Raw genomic sequence first — 20,995 nt, forward strand, 5'->3', positions numbered from 1 at the left:
CTCAGTCCTCCTCGGGGGCCACGGAGACGTTCACGACGTCCTCGATCACCGGGTTGGACAGTAGCTTCTCCGCGGCTTCGCGGGCCTGGGCGAGCACCTGCTCGTCCGCTTCGCCCTCGACCGTGAGTTCGAACCGGCGGCCCTGGCGCACCTCCGTGAAACCGCTGAGCCCGATCCGGGGCAACTCATTCGCGATCGCCTTGCCCTGCGGGTCAAGGATTTCCGGTTTGGGCATGACGTCAACGACGATACGGGCCATTTCCACTACTCCTGCGCTTACGGGCCAATCCTCGCCCATCCTATCGGCCCGCGGGTGGGCCGCGGGCAGACGGCAGAGCTGCCGTGCGCGGCCCGCAGGGGATGTTTCCGGACACGGGCGTCCCCTACGATGGAAAGTGTGCTGAGCGTCGGCCCGCCCGGGAGCCCTCCCGGTCACCGGGTCGGTGAAGCGCGAGAGCTCGCCCGGACCCGCTCCACCAGAGAGGACACTGTCATGGGATTCCCTGAACAACAGCAAGAGGCCCCCGGACTGCAGGCCGAGATGAACCCTGTCCCCGATTGCGGTGAGGACAGCTACCGCGGATCGGGCAAGCTCGAGGGCAAGGCCGCGGTTGTCACCGGTGGTGACTCCGGGATCGGCCGAGCGGTGGCTATCGCCTACGCCCGCGAGGGCGCGGACGTGCTGATCACCTACCTGCCCGAGGAGGAACGGGACGCCCGCGACGTCGCCCGCTACATCGAGGAGGCGGGACGCAAGGCCGTCCTGGTCCCCGGGGACCTGTCCGAAGCGGCGCACTGTCGTGCCGTGATCGCGAAGGCCGTGGAGGAGTTCGGCAAGGTGGACGTGCTCGTGAGCAACGCCGCCTACCAGATGACGCGCGAGAGCCTCGAGGAGATCCCCGACGAGGAGTGGGAGCACACCTTCAAGCTCAACGTGGGGGCGTACTTCTACCTGGCCAAGGCCGCCGTGCCGCACATGGCGCCGGGATCGGCGATCATCGGCAGTTCGTCGGTCAATTCGGACATGCCGGTCCCCACCCTGGCGCCGTACGCGGCGACCAAGGCGGCGATCGCCAACTTCTCGGCCAGTCTCGCGCAGTTGCTCGGGGAGCGCGGGATCCGCGTCAATAGCGTGGCCCCCGGGCCCGTCTGGACACCGTTGATCCCTTCGACCATTCCCGCGGAGCAGCTCGAGAGTTTCGGGGACGCGGAGCCCCTCGGGCGCGCCGGCCAGCCCGCAGAACTGGCCCCGGTGTACGTGTTGCTCGCGTCCGACGACGGTAGTTACGTTTCCGGGGCGAGGATCGCCGTCACTGGCGGCAGCCCGATCCTGTGACCCGGCCGCGCTGACGTCAGCGAGTCCTCCGGATGGCGGGTCGTGCCGTTCCCGCGGCGCGATCCGCCGTCCTCCCGTCCCGCCCCACGAGAGAAACGAGCCCCGTGAACGCAACCCCCGACCCCGCCGAGTCCCTGAACAAGGTGACCCGGCGCCGGGACGGCTACGTGGACCTGCGTTCCTACGCAGCCCTGGGTAACGGGCGCACCGTGGCGCTGGTGGCCCAGGACGGATCCGTGGACTGGTACCCCGTCCCGGACCTGGACTCCGCGCCGCCGTTCGCCAAGCTGCTCGACGCCGAGCACGGCGGGTGTATCGAGCTGCGCCCGGAGGAGGAGTTCGAGGTCACCCGGGAGTACGTCCCCGGGACCAACATCCTGACCACCACGTTCTCCACGGCCTCGGGGACCGTGCGGGTCACCGATTCCCTCAACATGGGGTCCACGGGGCAATTGCCGTGGAACGAACTGGCCCGCTCGGTGGACGGTGTGACCGGGAACGTGGCCATGGTGTGGCGGGTGGCCCCGGGCACCATGTTCAACACCGTCTCCCCGTGGGTCGAGATGATCGCGGGGGAGCCCGTGCTGCGCACGAACCGGGTGGGCATGGGGGTCCGCACCGACGATGCGGGGGAACCGCAGGTGGGGACCCAGCAGATCTCCGGGCGGTTCACCACGCGCCCCGATTCCGAGCACCTGCTCGCGGTGGTCGCCACGCACGATGAGCCCTTGCGCCTGCCCTCGCCCCGTGAGATCCGCAAGAACGTGGCCATGACCCGGGACACGTGGCGCCGATGGCGTGATCTGCTCGACTATGACGGTCCCTACCGCGCGGAGGTCGAACGCAGCGCCCTCGCGCTCAAACTGCTCAGCCACAGCCCGTCGGGGTCCGTGGCGGCCGCGGCGACCACGTCCCTTCCCGAGAACAGGGAGGGCACCAAGAACTTCGATTATCGCTTCGCGTGGATCCGTGACGCCACCTACACCCTGCACTCGCTGTTGCGACTGGGGGAGCAGGAGGACGTGCACGCGCAGGTGTCCACGATCCTGCGCCGGGCCCGGGCACAGACCCCCGACCTGCACGTCCTTAACCGCTTCGACGGCGAGGTCCCCGCCTCCGAGATGACCGAGTACGACGCCCCCGGGTGGCGGGGGATCGGCCCCGTGGTCTCGGGCAACGACGCCGCGGACCAGTTGCAGTTGGGCGTGTACGGGGACGTCTTCGACATCGCGCACCTCTACGTGGGCGGCGGCAACGTGTTGGACACCGCCACCGCCCGGATGTTCGCCGACCTCGCGGACGCGGTGTGCGACCTGTGGCGCCGCCCCGACTCCGGGATGTGGGAACTGCCTGAGCACCGGCACTACACGAGCTCCAAGCTGGGGTGTTGGCACGGCCTGGACCGGGCCGTGAAACTGGCCGAGGCCGGTCACATCCCCGGGTGCGTGGACCGGTGGCGCTCGGAACGGGAACGGATCCGGGAGTGGATCGAGACCGAGGGCTGGAGCGAAGAACGGGGCGCGTACGTCTGGTACCCGGGAACCGACGAGCTGGACGTGTCCGTGTTGCTGCATGCGATGACCGGGTTCGATCGTGGTCCCCGCATGTCCTCGACCATCGACGCCGTTCGGGAGGAGCTGGGCCGCGGTCCGCTCATGTACCGCTACAGCGGCATGGAGAAAGAGGAGGGAGCGTTCGTGGCGTGCTCGTTCTGGACCGTGGCGGCGCTGGCCACGGTGGGCCGCCGCGACGAGGCCGAGGAGCTCATGGGCCGCGTGCTTCCCCTCGCCAATGACGTGGGATTGTTCACCGAGATGATCGACCCGGAGGACAACTCGTTCCTGGGTAACTTCCCGCAGGCCCTCAGCCATCTGGCCCTGCTCAACGCTGCCGTGGCACTCGAGCAGGAGGCGCTCGAGTAGGACGCGCTGCAGCAGGGGACGACGAACGCCGAGGTCCGCTCAGTCGAAGCGCGCCACCACCCAGCCGTCCACTACATCCACGGCGGCCGCGGGGAGGTCCTTGGCCGGGTCGTGCGGCAGCTGCCGACCGGCGGCCATGGCCAGTCGCGAGCCCAGGAACCGGCCGTCCGGGCCGAACACCCAGTAGTGGTTGGGACACTCGAAGCTCTCGGCGCGCCCCGCGGCCTCCCGGCACACCGTGGCCTGCTGGTGTGGGCACGTGTTGGACAGCACGTGCAGCGCCCCGTCGGCATCCCGGGTCACGAGCACCGGGCCCGCGCTCGAGCGGGCCGTCACGAAGTCGAGGGGTTCCGCCACCGCGGAGACCACGGTGATCCGTTCCCATCCGTGGGCGGTTTCCCCGGGCCTCATGAACGGTCTCCGCGGGTCCGAGCGGTTCGGCCCTGCATGACGACGCCGCTCGCGCCGTCCCGTCCGACTGCTCCGGTCTGCGCCATAGCGCCGATGTGCCCGCCCGCTCCGGACTGCCTCGTCGCGCCATCATGCCCGGCCGCGCGGACGGGCACCGCGGCGTCGTCGACCCCGTCCAGGAGCCGCTCGACGGCCGCCGCCAAGCGCTCTCGCAGCCGATTACCCCGCTGCGCGAAGGCGCGCTGGCGCCGGACGTACTCGGCCTTGCCCTCGGGCGTCTCGATCCGCACGGGCTCGTACCCCCATTCCGTGAGGTCGTAGGGGGAGGCCTCCATGTCGGTCACGCGCACGTCCCACGCGAGGTCGAAGCAGTCCGCGAGCAGGTCCGAATCCACCGCGGGCAACAACTTGTAGGCCCACTTGTACAGGTCCATGCTCGCGTGCAGGCACCCCGGCTGTTCCATGCGGCGCTGTGACTCGCGCGTGGGCTGCAGCTCGTTGCGTTCCACGGCCTGGGGCTGGAAGAAACGGAACGCGTCGAAGTGCGAGCAGCGGATCCGGTGGGCCTCCACCACGTCGTCCGTCCCGGACGCCCCCAACCGCAACGGCGCGTCCTCGTGGCGCACACCGTTGCTCTGCGCGCGGTAGGCCATGGCCCACTCATGCAGCCCGAAGCAGTCGAACGTCCCGCTCCTGGCCAGGGTGTTCGCGAGGATCTCGCGGGTGAACCGCACCGCGGTGCCCCGCTCGGCCACGAATTCCTCCACCGCGACGACGACGCCGCTCATGCCCTCCCCCACGCCCGCCGCCTCGAGCTCCGCGGTCGTCGCGGGACGGTAGTGCTTCCAGCCCGCGCGCTCCGGGGCATCCAAGAGGATGACGCCGGGCGCAGGGTGCCACCGCGTGAACTGGGCCGGGGACAGCGTGTAGTACGTGAACAGGAAGTCCTCCACGGGATGCTTTTCCCCGCGGGACCGCCGGTCCAGGAACGGCCGGGTGTGGGGCGCCACCCGCTCCGCGTGCGCGTGCGCCCGGCGTGACCACTCCTCCCGGGTCAGCGCCTCATGCACTCTCGGCGTCCTGGGTGTTGTCGATCAACCGCTGCATCCCGCAGTTCAGCAACCGGACCTGTTGAGGGGACAACCGCAACCGGCGCATCATCTCCGGTTGCACGGCCTGCGCCCCGTCCTGCAGACGCGCGCCCTCCTCCGTGAGAGTTACGGCCAGGGCCCGCTCGTTGTGCGGATCGCGTTCCCGCGTGAGGTAACCGCGGGCCTCCAAGCGTTTGAGCAGGGGCGAGAGCGTTGCCGAATCTTGCATGAGCTGCTCGCCCAGGTCCTTCACCGTGCGCGGGTTGGTATCCCACAGCGCGAGCATCACGAGGTACTGGGGCAGCGTCAGTCCCAGGGGCTCCAGCACGGGGCGGTAGCTGTGCGCGACCCTGCGTGACGCCACGGACAGCGAGAAGCACAGCTGGTCCGCCAGGGACAGCGGATCCTCGACGGCGGATTCGTCCGAACCACCCAGGAAGTCGATGATCTCGGCGAGCCGGGGATCCTCGGACGGGTCCGAATCAGAACTCATGGATGAAGCCGGGGTCAGCGTCCCGTACCCCCGTACACCGTGGCGGTCTCGTCCGAGTCCAGACCGAACGCCGTGTGCACGGCCCGGACGGCCTCGTCGAGCTTGGCGATGGACGTGATGATCGAGATCCGGACCTCGGAGGTGGAGATCATGTCCACGTTGATGTCGCTCTCCGCGAGCGCCTCGAAGAACGTGAACGCCACGCCGGTGTTGGTCTTCATACCGGCGCCCACGAGGGAGAGCTTGCCCACCTCGTCGTCGTAGTCCAGGCTCGCATAGCCGATCTTCTCTTCGGCGGCACGCAGCAGGTTCATGGCCAGGTCACCCTGGGACTCGGCCAGGGTGAAGGACACATCGGTGAGCGGGTTCTCGCCGGTGGAGACGTTCTGGACGATCATGTCCACGTCCACCTTGGAGTCGGCCAGCAACCGGAAGATCCGCGCGGCGATCCCGGGGCGGTCGGGGACCCCCACGATGGTGATCTTGGCCTGGCTGCGATCATGAGCGATGCCGGCGATCAGCGGCTGTTCCAAGGGGATCTCCTTCTGCGGCGTGAGGTTCTCGTGCGGGCTGGGGATGACCATGGTGCCCTCGTTGTGACTGAAAGACGAACGGACGTGCAACGGCACGTTGAAGCGGCGGGCGTACTCCACGCAGCGCAGGTGCAGGATCTTGGCGCCGTTGGCGGCGAGCTCAAGCATCTCCTCGGAGGAGACCCGGTCCAGTTTCTGGGCGGTGGGGACGATGCGGGGGTCCGCGGTGTAGACGCCGTCCACGTCCGAGTAGATCTCACACACGTCCGCGTCCAGGGCGGCGGCGAGCGCCACGGCGGTGGTGTCCGAACCGCCGCGGCCCAGCGTGGTGATGTCCTTGGAGGAGCGGTTGACGCCCTGGAACCCGGCAATGATCGCGACGTTGCCGTGGTCGAGCGCCTCACGCACTCGGAGGGGGCTGACCTCCACGAGCTTGGCCGCACCGTGGGCGCCGTCCGTGATCATTCCGGCCTGGGATCCGGTGAAGGACTGCGCGGGAACGCCGAGGTCGGAGATGGCCATGGCCAACAGGGCCATGGAGATGCGTTCCCCGGAGGTCAACAGCATGTCCAACTCGCGAGCCGGTGGTTTGCGGGCCACCTCACCGGCGAGGTCCAGGAGGTCGTCCGTGGTGTCACCCATCGCGGAGACGACCACGACCACCTGGTGGCCGGCGTTCCTGGTCTCGGCTACTCGCCGGGCGACCCGGCGGACACCGTCGGCATCGGCGACCGATGAACCGCCGAACTTCTGGACAATGAGGCTCATACATTCCTCTCACAGGCAGGCACCCGGCCCGAACGCACGGGCGGTCTCGCGGGATCAGTGATCCATGCTATCCGCTCACCCGTGGCCGCACGGAGTCGAGCGGACATTCGTGGACACAAAGAGGGACGCGAATGTTACGGGCCTCAGCGGGCCTCGGAGACCACCGTGCGTCCCTCGAAGGCCCTGCCCAGCGTGACTTCGTCGGCGTATTCGAGGTCACCGCCCACGGGCAGCCCCGAGGCCAGCCGGGTGACCCGGATACCCAGCGTTTTCAACATCCTGGTGAGGTACGTGGAGGTGGCCTCGCCCTCCAGGTTGGGGTCCATGGCCAGCACGATCTCGTGAACTGTCTCGTCCGACAACCGGGTCATCAGTTCGCGGATGCGCAGCTGATCCGGTCCCACACCCTGCAGCGGCGAGATCGCGCCGCCCAGCACGTGGTACAACCCCCGGTAGCTGCGGGTGCGTTCGATGGCCATGACGTCCTTAGACTCCTCCACCACGCAGATCACGCTGCGGTCCCGGCGGGCGTCCCGGCAGATCGCACACTCCTCCTGCTCTGTGACGTTGCCGCAGATCACGCAGAACGACACCGAGGTCTTCACCGTGGTGATGGCCTCCACGAGCTGCTGGACCTCGTCCTTGTCCGCGTCCAACAGGTGGAAGGCGATGCGCTGCGCGGACTTGGGGCCGATACCCGGCAACCTCCCCAGCTCATCGATGAGGTCCTGGACCGGTCCTTCGTACACCGTGCTCCTTCATTGTCGTGTTCGTGATCAGCCGGGCGATGGGCCCGGTCACTGATCCGTTCCGTGGGCGTGCTCGTCGATGAGCATGCCGCCCAGGATGCGCTCGATGGCCGCCCGCCCGTACAGGGACGAGTCCTCGAGGGATTCGTCGTCCGCGCCCGGGACGAAGTTCTCGTCCTCCATGCCGGGGCTGCGCGAGGTCGGGGGCGCGATGTCGGTGGAGCGCCGTTCCGCCGCGGCAATCGCTTCCGCGTGGCGCTCTCGCCAGCTCGGGCGGTTCCCGCCGGGGCGGGTGTCGCCGTTCTCGCGAGGGACGACGCCGCCGGGGCGGGTGTTCCCGCGCCCGCCGTGGTCGGGACCGGGACCCGCCGGGTTGTCGCCGCCGGGGCCGTTCCCGCCCTGGGCCCTACGATCCCTCGCGGGCGACGGCGCTCGGGGCACGGGTTCGTCGTACATGTCCGCCGGGGGGTCATCCTCCGGTGGGGGCGGCGGTTCCTCCGGGCTCCAGTACTCCGGGCCGCGATCCCGCGGCTGCGGGGCACGGAAGGAAGGAGCACCGGATGCGGGATCCTCGGGCACGGAGCCGTCGCGCACGGAACCATCCCGCATGGAACCGTCACGCATGGACAGATCGGGTCCGCTCGTCCCGGCCCCGGAATCGTGGGACTTGAACGCCGCGGAGTCATCGGAAGCGGGAACATCCGACCCGGGGCCATCCGACGCGGGGGCACCGGGGGTCCACGAGGTCGCGCCGACGTCCGCGGAGTCACTGTCACTGCCCAAGCCCTCACGAGACGGAACCGAGGTGGAATCGCCGGTGCCAGCGCGGTCGTCCGCCGGGGAATCCGTCGCTCGGTGGGCATCGTCCCTGGAGGAGTCGCCCACGGAGCTATCGGACGTGTCCGGATTCTGGTCCGAATCATCACGCGTGGGCGCCGCATTGGCGGTGTTCGACGTGGAATCCCCGCCGCTCGGTGCGGCGAAACCCGGTTGGGGAATGGAGGCCACGGACCACGAGGTGACGGGTTCGTCGTCGTCCGGGGCGGATGCGGGCGCCGAGTGCGACGAGGACGCGGGCACGGAGGACCGGTCAGTGCCGGATGTGGAACGAGAGGCGGAATCGGGCATGGACCGCGACTCGCGTTCCGGTGTCGGTTCACGGTCGGGCGCGGGAGGATTGCCCCGACGACGATTGACCCCGAAGCCCTCCGGCTCGCGGAAATAGTCCGGTTGGTCGGAGGATCCGGCCTGGCCCGAGGCGTTCAGCCTGGTGTCCCGCCCGGTGGGTCCGTCGCCGCGAGATGCACCGGTGTCTCGCCGTGAGCCGGATCCGTACCCAGCATCAGCGCCGTCATGCGAGTCCGAGCCCTGACGGGGTCCGGGGCCGTACTGTTGGCCGTGCTCCGAGGCGGAATTGTCGCGTTGATAACCCCGGTCCTGCTGCGATCCGCGATCCTGCCGGGATCCCTGAGCGTTCTGGGGCCCGCCGCCCCGGGGCGCGGGGCGATCTCCCCGATAACCCTGTCCACCGCCGCCGTCCCGCCCGGGACCGGGCCCGGTGCCACGGCCCGCGTTCGACGGCGGACCACCCGCACCCGGGGTGTCCTGCCGGCCGCGTGTGTCACCGGGGCGCACTGCTTCCACTGCACAATCCAACCCCACCACGCTCTGGATGGCATTACGGACGTCCGCCTCGAAGCGGGGGAAGTTCAGGAGGTCGCCGTCGTTCTCGAACGCGATCCGCAGAGTGCGGTTCTCGAACGAGATGGGCGTTCCTCGCACGGTGATGGCCCAGGCCACGCGGCGGATCTCCGCGAGCGCGGACACGATCTCGGGCCACGAGGAACGCAGCAGTTCCAGTTCACCGCTGGTGACGTCGCTCGGGGCGGCCTGCTCCTCGGACGCCTGCGGGGCTTGCGGCTGGTGGTCATCGTGTGGCGCGACGTCACGGCGAGGCTCCCCCTGCGCGTACTGGCGGGATGCGTCGTCGTCAGGCCGCTGGGACCCGTACTGGTTCGACGTCTCCCGTTGCTGCATGCGTGCCGAGACATCGGCTCCCGCGTCCTGTGACGCGGGGGAGCGGGTGTCGGTCGTGCCGTCCGCGGGCGGGTGCTGGGCGTCGGGGCCGCGCTCGCCTTCCGGAACGGGATCCGCAGCGGCGGGGTGGCTGCTGCCCTCGGGCTGTTCGGACTCGTCCTGCGGGTCCGTGGGTTCCTGGACGTCCGGGGTCTCCTCCGCGGGGCGACCCGTTGCGGAACCGTCCGCGCCGTCCGCGGCGGACCCGTCCGGGCGCACGGGCTGCGACGGGGCAATGGAGTCCGTCGCGGCGTCGTCGCGCTCGGGTGGCATCGGGGAAGGTACCCCGGCGGATTCCGGTGCGGGGGCGTCGTACGACGCGGGTGCCGGCGCGGCGGTGCCGGATTGCTCCGGAGATGTGGGCTCCTGGCTTCCGCGTGCGGTCGGTTCCACCGCGGGGGACGACGACGCGGCGTCGTGCGCCGTCGTACGAATTCCGGTGCCTCGAGGAATGCTCAGGCGGCGTTCCAAACGGTCCACCCGGGACGTGATGCCGCGCGTTGTGTGATCCGCCGAGGGCAGTAGGATGCGGGCGCACAGCAGTTCCAGGTGCAACTGCGGGGAGGTGGCCCCGGTCATCTCGTTGAGGGCCTCGTTGGTGATGTCCGCGGAGCGGGAGAGCTCGGCCGCGCCCAGCTGGGTGGCCTGGTTCCGCAACCGGTTGATCTGGTCCGTGGGCATCCCGTGCAGGATGTTCGCGGCGGAATCGGGGACCGCGTTGACCACCACCAGGTCGCGGAAGCGTTCGAGCAGGTCCTCCACGAAACGGCGGGGGTCCTGCCCGGTTTGGATGACGCGGTCCACGGACGCGAAGACCGTGGCGGCGTCGCCGGCGGCGAAGGCGTCCACGACGTCGTCGAGCAGGGCCGCGTGCGTGTAGCCCAGCAGGGCGACCGCGAGATCGTAGGTGATGCCGCCGTCCTCGGAGCCGGCCATGAGCTGATCCAGGACGGAGAGCGAATCACGCACCGAGCCGCCGCCGGCGCGCACCACGAGGGACAGCACGCCCGGTTCGGTGGTGACGCCCTCCTCCTGGCACAGCTGCTCGAGGTAGCGCATGAGCGGTTCCGGGGGAACGAGGCGGAAGGGGTAGTGGTGCGTGCGCGAGCGGATGGTGGTGAGCACCTTGGAGGGCTCGGTGGTGGCGAAGATGAACTTCACGTGCTCCGGCGGTTCCTCCACGATCTTCAGCAGGGCGTTGAAGCCCTCCCGCGTGACCATGTGGGCCTCGTCGATGATGAAGATCTTGTAGCGGTCCCGGACGGGGGCGAACGTGGCGCGTTCCCGCAGGTCACGGGCATGATCCACGCCGCCGTGGGAGGCCGCGTCCATCTCGATGACGTCCAGTGAGCCGGCACCGTCCCGGGCCAGATCCTGGCAGGACTCGCAGTGACCGCACGGTGTGGCCGTGGGCCCTTCCGCGCAGTTGAGGCAGCGGGCCAGGATGCGCGCGGACGTGGTCTTACCGCAGCCGCGCGGACCGGAGAAGAGATAGGCGTGATTGACCCTGTTCTTGCGCAGCGCGGTCATCAGGGGCTCGGTCACGTGTTCCTGACCGATGACATCCTGAAAGGTCTCCGGGCGGTAGCGGCGGTACAGGGCGGTAGTCACGTATGAAACCTTAGCCGGGGACCCGGACGCGCACAGCGCGCTCGCGGGGGTGGGGAGCCGGGTACGAAAAGACCCCCCGTGCACCCGCCAGAGCCCATATACCCTTGCTACCTTCCGGTCCTGGGGGAGTTTTACGAGATGGCGCCACACGAGGGGCTGCCCCATACTTTAGCTCAAGCCGGCGAGGAGTTCGAACCGGGCGGTGCCGTCCAGGATCGTGCGATGAAGTGGGCCCGATGCAGTTCGTGGTCGCCGTGACCGGTTCCCCGGCTAACTAACTGGCGCAGGAGCAGTTGCGCGGCGTGGGTGCCCCGGCGGCGGGCTCGCCGGTCGATGGTAGTCAGCCCGAAAGTCCCACCAATGGGATGGGCGTCGATGCCGATGGCTGACAGGTCCCGAGGGACATCGAGACCCAGGTCCCTCGCCGCGAGAATGGCACCGGTCGCCATTTCGTCGCTCGCGGCGAAAACGGCAGTGGGTCGTTGCTCCGGCTCGGCGAGCAAATTCTTGATCCGCTGATAGGCCCCCAGGAACGTGAAGTCCGAAACGAGTTGGTTCCGCTCGTGGATCGGCAGCCTCGCAGTTGACGTCGCTCGTTCGAAACCGCGGCGTCGATCACTGGACATGGGGAACGAACGGCCGGCCTCGGCAGGCCCCCCGACAAAGGCGATACGGCAGTGTCCCAACTGGATCAAGTGATTGGTCGCGCGCAGTCCCGCATCCAGATCGTCCACGCTGATCGTGGGGGCACCCTCGAGGGAACCCCCGATCCCTACCAAAGGAATACCGGCGGAGAACAAGTGTTCGGTTTCCCTGGGCGTCAATCACAGCGAGACCACGGCGGCAGCGGCTAAGCGTTTGCGGAGCAGGAAGTCGATGAGCACGCTCTGGCGGGAGGTCTCGCCCTGCAAGTTGTACAGGGCGGCGTCGTACCCGGCTGCTGTCAGTGTGCTCGCGATGCCGTCGAGGACTGTGGCGAAGAACCATCGATCCACGTAGGGCAGGACGACGCCGATATTCCGGCTGCGCCCGCTCGCGAGACTCGATGCGTGATAGGACGCCACGAACCCGAGTTCTTTGGCGGCGGCCTCAATGCGGCGTTTCGTCCCCGGGGAGACGGGCCTCCGGCCCGTGAGTGCGCGCGAGAGGGTCGCCGTGGATATCCCCACCTTGGGAGCCACGTCCTGCAAGCGGGGTGGCCCCTGCTGCCGACGCGGTGCCGACAGTTCTCGGGCGATCATGGGCGTGCCTCCGCATCGAGGGGCGAGTACCAGCGTGGTTCCTCATGGAGCACGTGGTGGGGCGGTGGATGAGCTGCGATGCGAGCCGCCACCGCCGCATGCGCCAATTATGGCCCGAAAACCCTCCACGGTGGACGGGTCTCGGACCAACGTGTGGTCCCTCCCTACCTGCGGTCCTGGCCAGTCTTTTTGGGAACGCTTGCTCCTGCCTTCCGACATGTCATCGCAACAAAACGCTGATCACCACCCCTGTGAATGTAATCGCTTATATTGGTGAGGTCTGTCACTATCGCATTCTGGTGGTGACGCCCGACAGTCTCCTCGTGACATGTCGGAACTCCCCGAGACGGGGACTCTGAAAGGAATCTCAGCCCATGGCCGCCGTAACCTTCGACCACATAACGTGTCAGTACCCGGGCGCCGAGCGCCCCTCCGTGACCGATCTGAACCTCGATGTCGCGGACGGGGAGTTCCTGGTCCTGGTCGGTCCCTCCGGATGCGGCAAATCGACGACTCTGCGCATGCTGGCCGGACTCGAGGAGGTCACGGACGGCACGATCCTGATCGGTGACCGTGATGTTACGGATGTCCCGTCCCGTGATCGAGACATCGCCATGGTCTTCCAGAACTACGCCCTCTATCCGCACATGACGGTGGCGGAGAACATGGGCTTCGCGCTCAAGATCGCCAAGGTGAGTCCCGAGGAACGGCATCGTCGGGTCGAAGAGGCCGCGAAGATCCTGGACCTGACGCAGTATCTCGATCGCAAACCGAAAGCGCTCTCCGGTGGCCAGCGGCAGCGCGTCGCCATGGGACGCGCGATCGTCCGTTCACCGCAGGTGTTTCTCATGGACGAGCCACTGTCCAACTTGGATGCCAAGCTGCGTGTCCAGACGCGGACCCAGATCGCGTCCCTGACCCGTCGGCTGGGTGTGACCACGGTGTACGTGACCCACGATCAGGTGGAGGCCATGACCATGGGTGACCGGGTGGCTGTGCTCAAGGACGGGGTGCTCATGCAAGTGGACACCCCTCGCAACCTGTACGACCGACCGAACAGCGAATTCGTGGCGGGCTTCATCGGGTCCCCGGCCATGAACCTGTTCCGAGCCCCGGTTTCCGCCGATCATGTGGAGTTGGGCACGCTTTCTCTGCAGTTGTCCTCCGCCCAGCAGGAGGCGGTGACCGATCATCAGGTCACCGTCGGAATCCGCCCGGAGGACCTGTCACCCGCAGCGGAAGGGACGGGGGTCCCGATCACGGTGGAGGTCGTTGAGGAACTCGGCGCCGATGCATACGTGTACGGCCAACTCGCCCCGCTGACAGCCGCCACGTCGGTGGTACGGGTGGATCCGTCCGCACACGCCGCGGACCACTCCATCGATTCCGAGGAGGAAGGGGCCGATGGGGGCGCCAGCCCCATCGTGGTTCGGACGGACGGCCGCACGCCGCCGAGCGCCGGGAGCACCCTGTGGGTCGCTCCCGATCCCGAGCGCATCCACCTTTTCGATGCCGCGACCGGAAACCGGTTGCCCTCGTGAGCCCCGTGCGACCCGGTGGGCGTGCCGGACGACGGACCCGAACGAGAGATGAGGACAAGCCCATGAGACGCACGCGGTGGGCAGCCGCTCTGGCTGGTTGCGCTCTGCTACTGGCCGGGTGTTCGAGCGTACCCACAACAGGGGTGGCGGGGCTGGGCGGAGGGCCGGGGGAGGTCACCATCCAGGCCGGTGACGACGAGATCCCCGCGCTGCGTGAGATCGCGCAGGAATACACGGCCGACACGGGTGTGAACGTCCGGTTCATCGAGCGCGAGATCAACGCCCAGGCCATCTCGAACTTCATCTCCCAGAGCCCCACGGGTCAAGCTCCGGACATCATCGTGTCACCGCACGACAACCTCGGACAGTTGGCGGCCAACGGGGTGGTCGCCCCCGTGGAGCTGGGGGACCGGGGTGAGGAATTCACGAAGAACGCGCGGGACGCCGTCGTCTACAACGGAGTCAGCTACGGGGTGCCCTACGCCGTGGAAAGCGTGGCCCTGGTGCGCAACAATGCCTTGACCACTGATGATCCCGCGACCTTCGACGAACTGCGCGCCGAGGGCCATCGGCTCATGGACGAACGCGGCATCAAATACCCCTTCACGGTGAGCCAGTCACCCGATGCCGGGGATCCCTATCACCTCTACCCCCTTCAGACCTCGTTCGGTGTGGAAGTGTTCCAGCGGGGCGCGGACGGTGAGTACTCGAACGCGCTGGCCATGGGTGGACAAAATGGTCACGAGTTCGCCCGCTACCTGGCGGAGCTGGGGCGCAGCGGTGACCTCAGGACGTCCATGACACCGGACATCGCAAAAGAATCCTTCATCTCCGGGCAATCCGCCTTCCACATCGCGGGCCCGTGGGAGCTCGGCGACATCGAAGCCGCGGGTATGGACGTGACCGTTCTTCCCGTCCCGTCCGCGGGTGGGAAGGAAGCACGCCCGTTCGCCGGAGTCCAGGCGTTCTTCGTCAATGCGAACGCGGCGAATCCCGTGGCCGCGCAGGACTTCGCGACCAACTACCTGACACGCTCGGAATCACAGACTGCGCTCTACAAGAGCACGGGGCGGCCACCGGCCAGCAAAGTGGCCATTGACGGTATGCAGGGTGACCCGCTGCGTTCCGCCTACGCAGAGAACGCCACCAAGGCACTGCCCATGCCCGCCATCCCCGCGATGGGCGCAGTGTGGTCTTTCTGGGGAACCACCGAGAACGGAATCGTCAACGGCAACGGGGACCCGATCGAGCTGTGGGATCGCATGATCGCCAATATCGAAGGACAGATCCAATGAGCACGACCCCCGCCCGTCCAGTGATCTCTCCGACGGAGAGGGACTCAGCAGGTGACGGCCGGCCGGAGTCACCTCCGAGCATCCGGCATTCCCACTCGCGCGGCTTCGGCATGGGGTTCGTGATCAAGCTCGTGCTCATGGCCCTGATCAACGCCTTCGGGCTGTTCGGCATCCTGTCCGCATGGGCGGCCGAGAGCTGGGGCATCCTGGTGTTCCTGCTCCTGGCCCTGATCGCGGCGGACCTCGTGTACTTCCTACCGACCCGCAGGATGCTCCCGGCTAAGTACCTCTATCCCGGGCTGATCTTCCTACTGGTCTTCCAGATCTTCGTGGTCCTCTATACCGCGGCCACCGCGTTCACCAATTACGGTGATGGTCACAATTCCACGAAACAAGCGGCCGTCAATCAGCTGACCCGTACGTACGAACAGCGGGTGGCGGGTGGTCAGGAATATCCGGTCTCGGTGCTCAATGCGGACGGTGACCTGGCTTTGGCGACCGTGCAGGACGGCCGGGTTCTCGTCGGCTCCGCACACCAGGCGCTCAGCCCGGTCGAGGGTGCGACCGTGACGAACGGTGCCATCGATGCGGTCCCCGGTTACGACATCCTCGATTACGGGCAGGTCACCGCGGCGCACGAAGCGGTCATGGACCTGCGAGTCCCGGTCTCCGATGATCCGGCCGTCGGCGCGCTGCGCACCGATGACGGCCGCACTGCGTATCCCTATACGCCCACGTTGGTCTACGACGAGCAGGCCAATGCCATGGTCTCGGACGACGGGACCGTGTACGCGGACAACGGGCAGGGAGCCTTCGTCAGCCCGGCGGGAGAAGAGCTGCGTCCCGGGTGGCGGGTTTTCGTGGGGCTGGACAACTTCGCGGCCATTTTCGATCCCGCCATCCTTGGCGGGCCGTTCGTTTCCGTCACCCTCTGGACCTTCGCCTTCGCGATCCTCTCGGTGGCCCTGACGTTCTTCCTCGGTCTGTTTCTGGCCATGCTGTTCAATGACAAGAACCTCAAGTTCCGTAACGTCTACCGGGCCATCATCTTCTTGCCTTACGCCTTCCCCGCGTTCCTCTCCATCTTGATCTGGGCGGGGCTGCTCAACGCCGACTTCGGTTACATCAACCAGGTGCTGCTGGGCGGGGCGAACATCCCGTGGTTGGACAATCCGTGGCTGGCCAAGGCTTCACTGTTGCTGGTGAACCTGTGGTTGGGGTTCCCCTACATGTTCCTGGTGACCACCGGCGCGCTCCAGTCCATCCCGTCGGAACTCTATGAATCCGCGGACATGGATGGTGCGGGAGTCGTCCAGAAGTTCCGCTCGATCACCCTACCGATGCTCATGGTGGCTGTGGGACCCCTTCTGATCGCTTCCTTCGCCATGAACTTCAACAATTTCAATGTCATCTATCTGCTCACCGGCGGCGGGCCCCAGGACTTAGAATCCACGACGGGAGTGGGGGCCACGGACATCCTGATCTCGTTCGTCTACAAGATCGCCTTCGCCGGCGGTGCCAACGACTATGGAGTTGCCTCCGCGCTGTCGATCCTCATCTTCATCATGGTGGCGGTGGTCTCGGCACTGACCTTCCGCCGCAGCAGGGCACTCGAGGAGATCAACTGACATGTCCACATCACGAGTCTCGAACGTCGCCTCCAGGAAGCCAGGGTCCCGGTCACGGCTCAGTGCCGGACAACGGTTCGCCCGTGGGGGATGGAAACACGTGGCCGCAGTCATCGCGTGCGTCTTCGCCCTGTTCCCCCTGGTCTACGCGCTATCGGCCTCGTTGTCGCCCACGGGGTCCTTGTTGGGATCCAATGACCTCTTCGCGGAGATCACTGGCGCCAACTACCGAAACCTTCTTAACGATCCACAGAACCCGTTCTTGACATGGTTCGGAAACTCCATGTTGATCTCGTCCATCACGGCTGTGGGCACGGTTCTCATGGGCGCGGCAGCTGCATACGCCTTCTCCCGGTTCAGGTTTAGGTTCCGCAGGGGCGGTCTGATGTCCCTGTTGATCATTCAGATGTTCCCGCAGTTGCTGGCCTTCGTGGCAATCTTCTTGTTGCTCTTCAGTATTTCCGAGGTGTATCCGTTCCTGGGGCTCAATTCCCGCATGGGTCTGGTCGCGGTCTACCTGGGGGGCGCGTTGGGGGCGAACACCTTCTTGATGTACGGCTTCTTCAACACCATTCCGCGTGACCTGGACGAAGCTGCGACACTGGACGGCGCGTCACACTCCCAGATCTACTGGACGATCATCCTTCCCCTGGTCACACCCATCCTCGTGGTCGTGGGCATGCTGTCGTTCATCGCGTCCTTCTCGGACTTCCTGTTGGCTCAAATCGTGTTGCAGGACCCGCAGAAGTACACCTTGGCCGTGGGCTTGTACCAATTCGTCTCCGTACAGTTCGGTGAGAACTGGGGAGTGTTCACCGCAGGCGCCATCCTGTCGGCGATCCCCGTGGTGCTGCTGTTCCTTTTCCTGCAGCGCTACATCGTCTCCGGTCTCACCGGAGGGGCCGTGAAGGGGTAGTTCGGGGGCTCACGACGTCGCTGGGCCCGCCGCGGGCGGCTCACTTACTTCATCGATTCGCGTCCGCCCGCCCAGTTCCGTTATGCTGATGGCCGCACGTTACCCACGTATGTGGGGCTCGTGCTTGCTTGGAGGATTCGCCTAGCGGCCTATGGCGCACGCCTGGAACGCGTGTTGGGTTAACGCCCTCGGGGGTTCAAATCCCCCATCCTCCGCGCTGTGATCGACGAAATGCGCCCCGTGTCAGCACGGGGCGCATTTCTCGTTTGTGCACTCTGGCCTGTGGGGGTGGGCCCCCCGTCGAACCTCGTGTCGAATTGCTCGTGGAGTAAGAGCAGCCTCGCGTGCGCCAGGCTGCTCTTACTCCACTTAATTTTCACCATCGGAGGTGGGGAGAGAGGGTCCCACCACCCGAGGCGTCAGCGCTTCGGCGTGAACGACGTGGAGCACTTCCACGTGGTCTTGCCCGAGGTGGCGACGACGTCCACGACCACCTTGCGGTTCAGGGTGGCCCGGCCGATCGAGTAGGTCGTCACGGCGGTGCCCTTGGTTGAGGCGACCGCGGTCTTCTTGGTCGTGGTGGTCTTGTACTTGGCCGTGGTGGTGACGTTGGCGCGTGCGCCCACCTGGGAGACCTTCACGGAGGTCTTGGTGTACTGGCGGGGCTGCGTCACGGACATGCTGGCCTTGCACGGCTTGACCACGGCGGCCTCCGCCGGTGCGGAGGAGCCCACGGCAACGGTGCCGGAGGCGAGGAACAATGCGATGAGCCCGGTCGTGACCGAGCGGCGGATGGAGGTTGCGGCGGACATGCGCGGATCCTTAGTTAAGGGTGAGGAACCTCGTGGCGGGCGTGTGATGACAGCTCCGCCGGCCCGTGCGGTACTCACCGATCAAGGGGGTGAGCACATCATAGGAACAGGAATGACCCCTGAGTAATATCCGCCGAATAATTACGATCGCACATGTCTGCGCGGATCCGTCACCGGTTCGCGAGGCCCCGGCACTGGTTGGTCAGCCCGGTCATCTTGCCCTCGACCGCTTGCATGGGGTTGTTGCCGTTCTCGAAGTTGCACAGCACCTGCTTCATGCCGCGCAGGTTACCGCTGAGCTCCTGCGGTGCCGCTGAGCGCGGCCGCGCCACGGCCCCGCGGGCACCCGCGGGATCGTTGCTCACATCGCCCGGCATGTTGGCCCGGAACGCGTCGATGTGCTCGCACGTCTCGGCCGTCGTGAGCGAGCCGGTCACCGCGGCCATCCCGCCGATGGGGTCGCTGCTGTCCGCGGAGTTCCCCGATCCACCCGTGGCGGCCGGGGAGTCCCGCGCCTCCGAGGTCGCGGGGGCTGGCAGCATGACGCCGCCCGGCCGCGTTCGTGCGCAACGGGCCGGGCGGCGTCGTCGTACCGGAGGGTAGGGCTACTTCGTGCCCGCCCGGAACCCGGCGATGAACGGGTCGTGGTCGGAGGAGGCGATCTCGTTCGGGACGTAGTAGTCCAGGGCCGTGGTGCGGTACTGGGCGTACTGCAGCAAGGGCGACTGGCCCGAGTTGATGTTCCACGCGGCCGCGCCGGTCATGCGCTTGGCGAGCGACGGTGAGATCAGCATGTGGTCGAGCGAACCCACCTGGCCCCCGAACACGTACGTGTAGTCTTCATCGGCGGCCCGTGCGTACCCGGCGCGGTAGAACTCCTGCAGGGGGTCCTCCTGCGCGTACGAGTTGAAGTCGCCGAGCACGGCCACGTCCTGGGAGCCCCCGGCGGCCGTGAGTTCGGGGATCCAGTCGACGACGGCGCTCGCCTGCGCCACGCGCGACGCGTTCCAGGCACCCTGGCCGTCACCGGTGTCCCGGTTGGGACCGGTGCGGGGAGCGGAGCCCTTGGACTTGAAGTGGTTGACCACCACCGTGGTGGGTGCTGCGCCGTGCTTGCCGCCGCCCTTGGTCGCGGTGAACGTGGCCGCGATCGGGGTGCGCGCGTTCTCGAAGGCGCCGCCGGCCACGGCCTCGGAGCCGAGGGCCCGGGCCTGACCCACCTGCGTGACCTCGCGGGGCTGGTAGATGATCGCGTTGGTGATGAAGTCCTGCTCTGCGACCGGCTGCAGCTCGGAATCCGCCACGGGGACGTGGGCCCACTTGGTGTAGCCGGCCGCCTTGTTCAGCGCCTTGATCAGGGAGGCGAGCGCCTCGTCCTTGGGCTCGCCGAGCTTCGCGGAGTTCTCGACCTCCATGAGCCCGACCACGGAGGCATCCACCTTGTTGATCGCCGAGACCGTCTTGGCCTGCTGGCGCTCGAAGTCCGCGCGGTCGTAGGCCCCGCGCGCGTCACAGCCCTGCGCCACGTTGTACGTGCCGTCCGTGGAGTAGTTCCCGCCGCGGCAGCCCTTGTCCTGCCCCACGGTGGTGAAGTAGTTCAGCACGTTGAAGGACGCGATCCGCACCTGTCCACCCACCCCCGGCTTGGGGTCCGCCGAGCCGGAGAACCGGGCCGGTTCCTTGCCCGGGACCACCGGGGCGGTGGGCTGCAGGCGCCACTTGTCGAAGCGATAGTCCACGATCACCGGGGCGGTGATCCGCGCGGTGTCGCCCACGGCCACGGGGTTCTCGGGGGTCAGGTACGGGACCTGGCGGGGCTCCTGGGTGGGCGATGCCGCGAAGCCCCGGTTGGTGCCGTCGTCCAACGTGACCGAGATGGCGTCATTGCGCTGTGCCTGGGCGCGCGCCTCGGGGCTGTTCGGGCGTGCCACCTGAGTGGGTTGGGCGGGCAGCTCCTTGCCCGCGGACAGGCCCAGCTCACCGTAGCGGCCCACGCCATAGGTGTCCGAGACCCGGAACTTCTCCTTGGGCAGGTAGAGCATGGATTCGAGGTTCTCGCGGTTCGCGGCGGTGGACGCCCAGTTGTTCGTCACGGGCTTCACTGCGGGGAGCTTGTCGCGCACCGGAGTGACCTCCACGTTGCCCGCGAGCTGGGTCAGGCCCTTGAACTCCCCGGCCACACCCGTGACCTGTACCCGGTCACCCACGGCGACCGTGGACTGGGTCGCGCCCGTGTACACGAACACGGCGTTCGAGGCCCGGGAGGTGTCCACGTGCCCACCGGTTCCGGGGGTCTGGATCACGAATCCGCCCAGGGTCCCCGGATCACCCGGGTACACGGCGGTGACGACGGAGGGCTCGGTGGTGACCGTCTGGCCCTTCAGGGGCGTCTCGTCCCCGGTGCCCTGGATCTGAGCGATCGACACGGTCCCGGTGGAACCGGAAGGCGCGGGGGCGGCCACCGCGGGTGCTGCGGCCAGGCCGCCGCACAGCAGGAGCGCGCCGGAGGACATGGCCGCAATGCGGGTCCGCAGGCTGAACAGGGGTGATGTCACGGGCATGAGGGGTCTCC

General features: G+C 67.5%; 18 protein-coding genes, 1 tRNA gene and 1 other RNA gene. 7 read left to right on the plus strand and 13 right to left on the minus strand.

The window, feature by feature from the left end:
• Position 1: 1 nt before the first annotated feature.
• Positions 2-259 (minus strand): phosphoribosylformylglycinamidine synthase subunit PurS, encoded by a 258-nt coding sequence (gene purS / locus RF646_RS10690; protein WP_035960791.1) that lies wholly within the window; start codon positions 257-259, stop codon positions 2-4.
• 234 nt (positions 260-493) lie between these two features.
• On the opposite strand from purS, the gene RF646_RS10695 reads away from it, so the two are divergent.
• Both RF646_RS10695 and RF646_RS10700 read left to right on the plus strand, forming a co-directional pair.
• Complete coding sequence (locus tag RF646_RS10695; protein ID WP_064846535.1) at positions 494-1,336, plus strand: SDR family oxidoreductase; 843 nt, start codon at positions 494-496, stop codon at positions 1,334-1,336.
• Positions 1,337-1,440: 104 nt separating this feature from the next.
• Positions 1,441-3,258: a glycoside hydrolase family 15 protein gene (locus RF646_RS10700; protein ID WP_368835948.1), complete on the plus strand. Its 1,818-nt coding sequence runs from the start codon at positions 1,441-1,443 to the stop codon at positions 3,256-3,258.
• A gap of 39 nt (positions 3,259-3,297) precedes the next feature.
• On the opposite strand, the gene RF646_RS10705 is transcribed toward RF646_RS10700, so the two are convergent.
• The 9 genes from RF646_RS10705 to RF646_RS10745 all read right to left on the minus strand — a co-directional run bounded on the left by RF646_RS10705 (position 3,298) and on the right by RF646_RS10745 (position 12,231).
• Positions 3,298-3,669 (minus strand): Rieske 2Fe-2S domain-containing protein, encoded by a 372-nt coding sequence (locus tag RF646_RS10705; protein WP_085107873.1) that lies wholly within the window; start codon positions 3,667-3,669, stop codon positions 3,298-3,300.
• On the minus strand, positions 3,666-4,739 hold the full coding sequence (locus RF646_RS10710) for a 3-methyladenine DNA glycosylase (RefSeq protein WP_368835949.1): 1,074 nt from the start codon (positions 4,737-4,739) through the stop codon (positions 3,666-3,668). Before RF646_RS10710 ends, RF646_RS10705 begins: the two co-directional genes overlap by 4 nt.
• Positions 4,732-5,253 (minus strand): MarR family winged helix-turn-helix transcriptional regulator, encoded by a 522-nt coding sequence (locus RF646_RS10715; protein ID WP_206069175.1) that lies wholly within the window; start codon positions 5,251-5,253, stop codon positions 4,732-4,734. Before RF646_RS10715 ends, RF646_RS10710 begins: the two co-directional genes overlap by 8 nt.
• A gap of 14 nt (positions 5,254-5,267) precedes the next feature.
• Complete coding sequence (locus tag RF646_RS10720) at positions 5,268-6,554, minus strand: aspartate kinase (RefSeq protein ID WP_162228592.1); 1,287 nt, start codon at positions 6,552-6,554, stop codon at positions 5,268-5,270.
• Between the two features lie 143 nt (positions 6,555-6,697).
• Positions 6,698-7,303 carry a recombination mediator RecR gene (gene recR, locus RF646_RS10725; RefSeq protein ID WP_368835950.1) on the minus strand — a complete coding sequence of 202 codons (606 nt, stop codon included), beginning with the start codon at positions 7,301-7,303 and terminating at the stop codon, positions 6,698-6,700.
• A 48-nt stretch (positions 7,304-7,351) separates the two neighbouring features.
• Positions 7,352-10,990 carry a DNA polymerase III subunit gamma and tau gene (locus RF646_RS10730; protein ID WP_368835951.1) on the minus strand — a complete coding sequence of 1,213 codons (3,639 nt, stop codon included), beginning with the start codon at positions 10,988-10,990 and terminating at the stop codon, positions 7,352-7,354.
• A 64-nt stretch (positions 10,991-11,054) separates the two neighbouring features.
• An RNA gene (gene ffs / locus RF646_RS10735) (signal recognition particle sRNA small type) lies at positions 11,055-11,151 on the minus strand.
• Positions 11,152-11,163: 12 nt separating this feature from the next.
• Positions 11,164-11,814: a substrate-binding domain-containing protein gene (locus tag RF646_RS10740; protein ID WP_368835952.1), complete on the minus strand. Its 651-nt coding sequence runs from the start codon at positions 11,812-11,814 to the stop codon at positions 11,164-11,166.
• On the minus strand, positions 11,815-12,231 hold the full coding sequence (locus RF646_RS10745) for a LacI family DNA-binding transcriptional regulator (protein ID WP_085108741.1): 417 nt from the start codon (positions 12,229-12,231) through the stop codon (positions 11,815-11,817).
• 374 nt (positions 12,232-12,605) lie between these two features.
• Between RF646_RS10745 and RF646_RS10750 the strand changes: the two genes are divergently transcribed.
• The 5 genes from RF646_RS10750 to RF646_RS10770 all read left to right on the plus strand — a co-directional run bounded on the left by RF646_RS10750 (position 12,606) and on the right by RF646_RS10770 (position 17,826).
• Positions 12,606-13,772, plus strand: coding sequence for an ABC transporter ATP-binding protein (locus tag RF646_RS10750; protein ID WP_368835953.1), 1,167 nt, complete (start codon positions 12,606-12,608; stop codon positions 13,770-13,772).
• A 62-nt stretch (positions 13,773-13,834) separates the two neighbouring features.
• Positions 13,835-15,067: an extracellular solute-binding protein gene (locus tag RF646_RS10755; protein WP_368835954.1), complete on the plus strand. Its 1,233-nt coding sequence runs from the start codon at positions 13,835-13,837 to the stop codon at positions 15,065-15,067.
• Positions 15,068-15,177: 110 nt separating this feature from the next.
• The gene (locus tag RF646_RS10760) at positions 15,178-16,695 is read left to right on the plus strand and encodes an ABC transporter permease subunit (protein WP_260850453.1); all 1,518 of its coding nucleotides are present in this window, start codon (positions 15,178-15,180) and stop codon (positions 16,693-16,695) included.
• A gap of 1 nt (position 16,696) precedes the next feature.
• Positions 16,697-17,611, plus strand: coding sequence for a sugar ABC transporter permease (locus tag RF646_RS10765; RefSeq protein WP_144997120.1), 915 nt, complete (start codon positions 16,697-16,699; stop codon positions 17,609-17,611).
• 130 nt (positions 17,612-17,741) lie between these two features.
• Positions 17,742-17,826 (plus strand) — tRNA-Ser (locus tag RF646_RS10770).
• A 204-nt stretch (positions 17,827-18,030) separates the two neighbouring features.
• Here RF646_RS10770 and RF646_RS10775 read toward each other — a convergent pair.
• The 3 genes from RF646_RS10775 to RF646_RS10785 form a co-directional block, all read right to left on the minus strand.
• Positions 18,031-18,423 carry a hypothetical protein gene (locus RF646_RS10775; RefSeq protein ID WP_085108731.1) on the minus strand — a complete coding sequence of 131 codons (393 nt, stop codon included), beginning with the start codon at positions 18,421-18,423 and terminating at the stop codon, positions 18,031-18,033.
• A 170-nt stretch (positions 18,424-18,593) separates the two neighbouring features.
• A complete protein-coding gene (locus tag RF646_RS10780; protein ID WP_144997122.1) occupies positions 18,594-18,965 on the minus strand; it encodes a hypothetical protein in 372 nt (123 codons plus the stop codon).
• 63 nt (positions 18,966-19,028) lie between these two features.
• Positions 19,029-20,984 (minus strand): ExeM/NucH family extracellular endonuclease, encoded by a 1,956-nt coding sequence (locus tag RF646_RS10785; RefSeq protein WP_368835955.1) that lies wholly within the window; start codon positions 20,982-20,984, stop codon positions 19,029-19,031.
• Positions 20,985-20,995: the final 11 nt, after the last annotated feature.

The organism is Kocuria sp. CPCC 205261, from assembly GCF_040981025.1.
Classification (GTDB): Bacteria; Actinomycetota; Actinomycetes; order Actinomycetales; family Micrococcaceae; genus Kocuria; species Kocuria marina.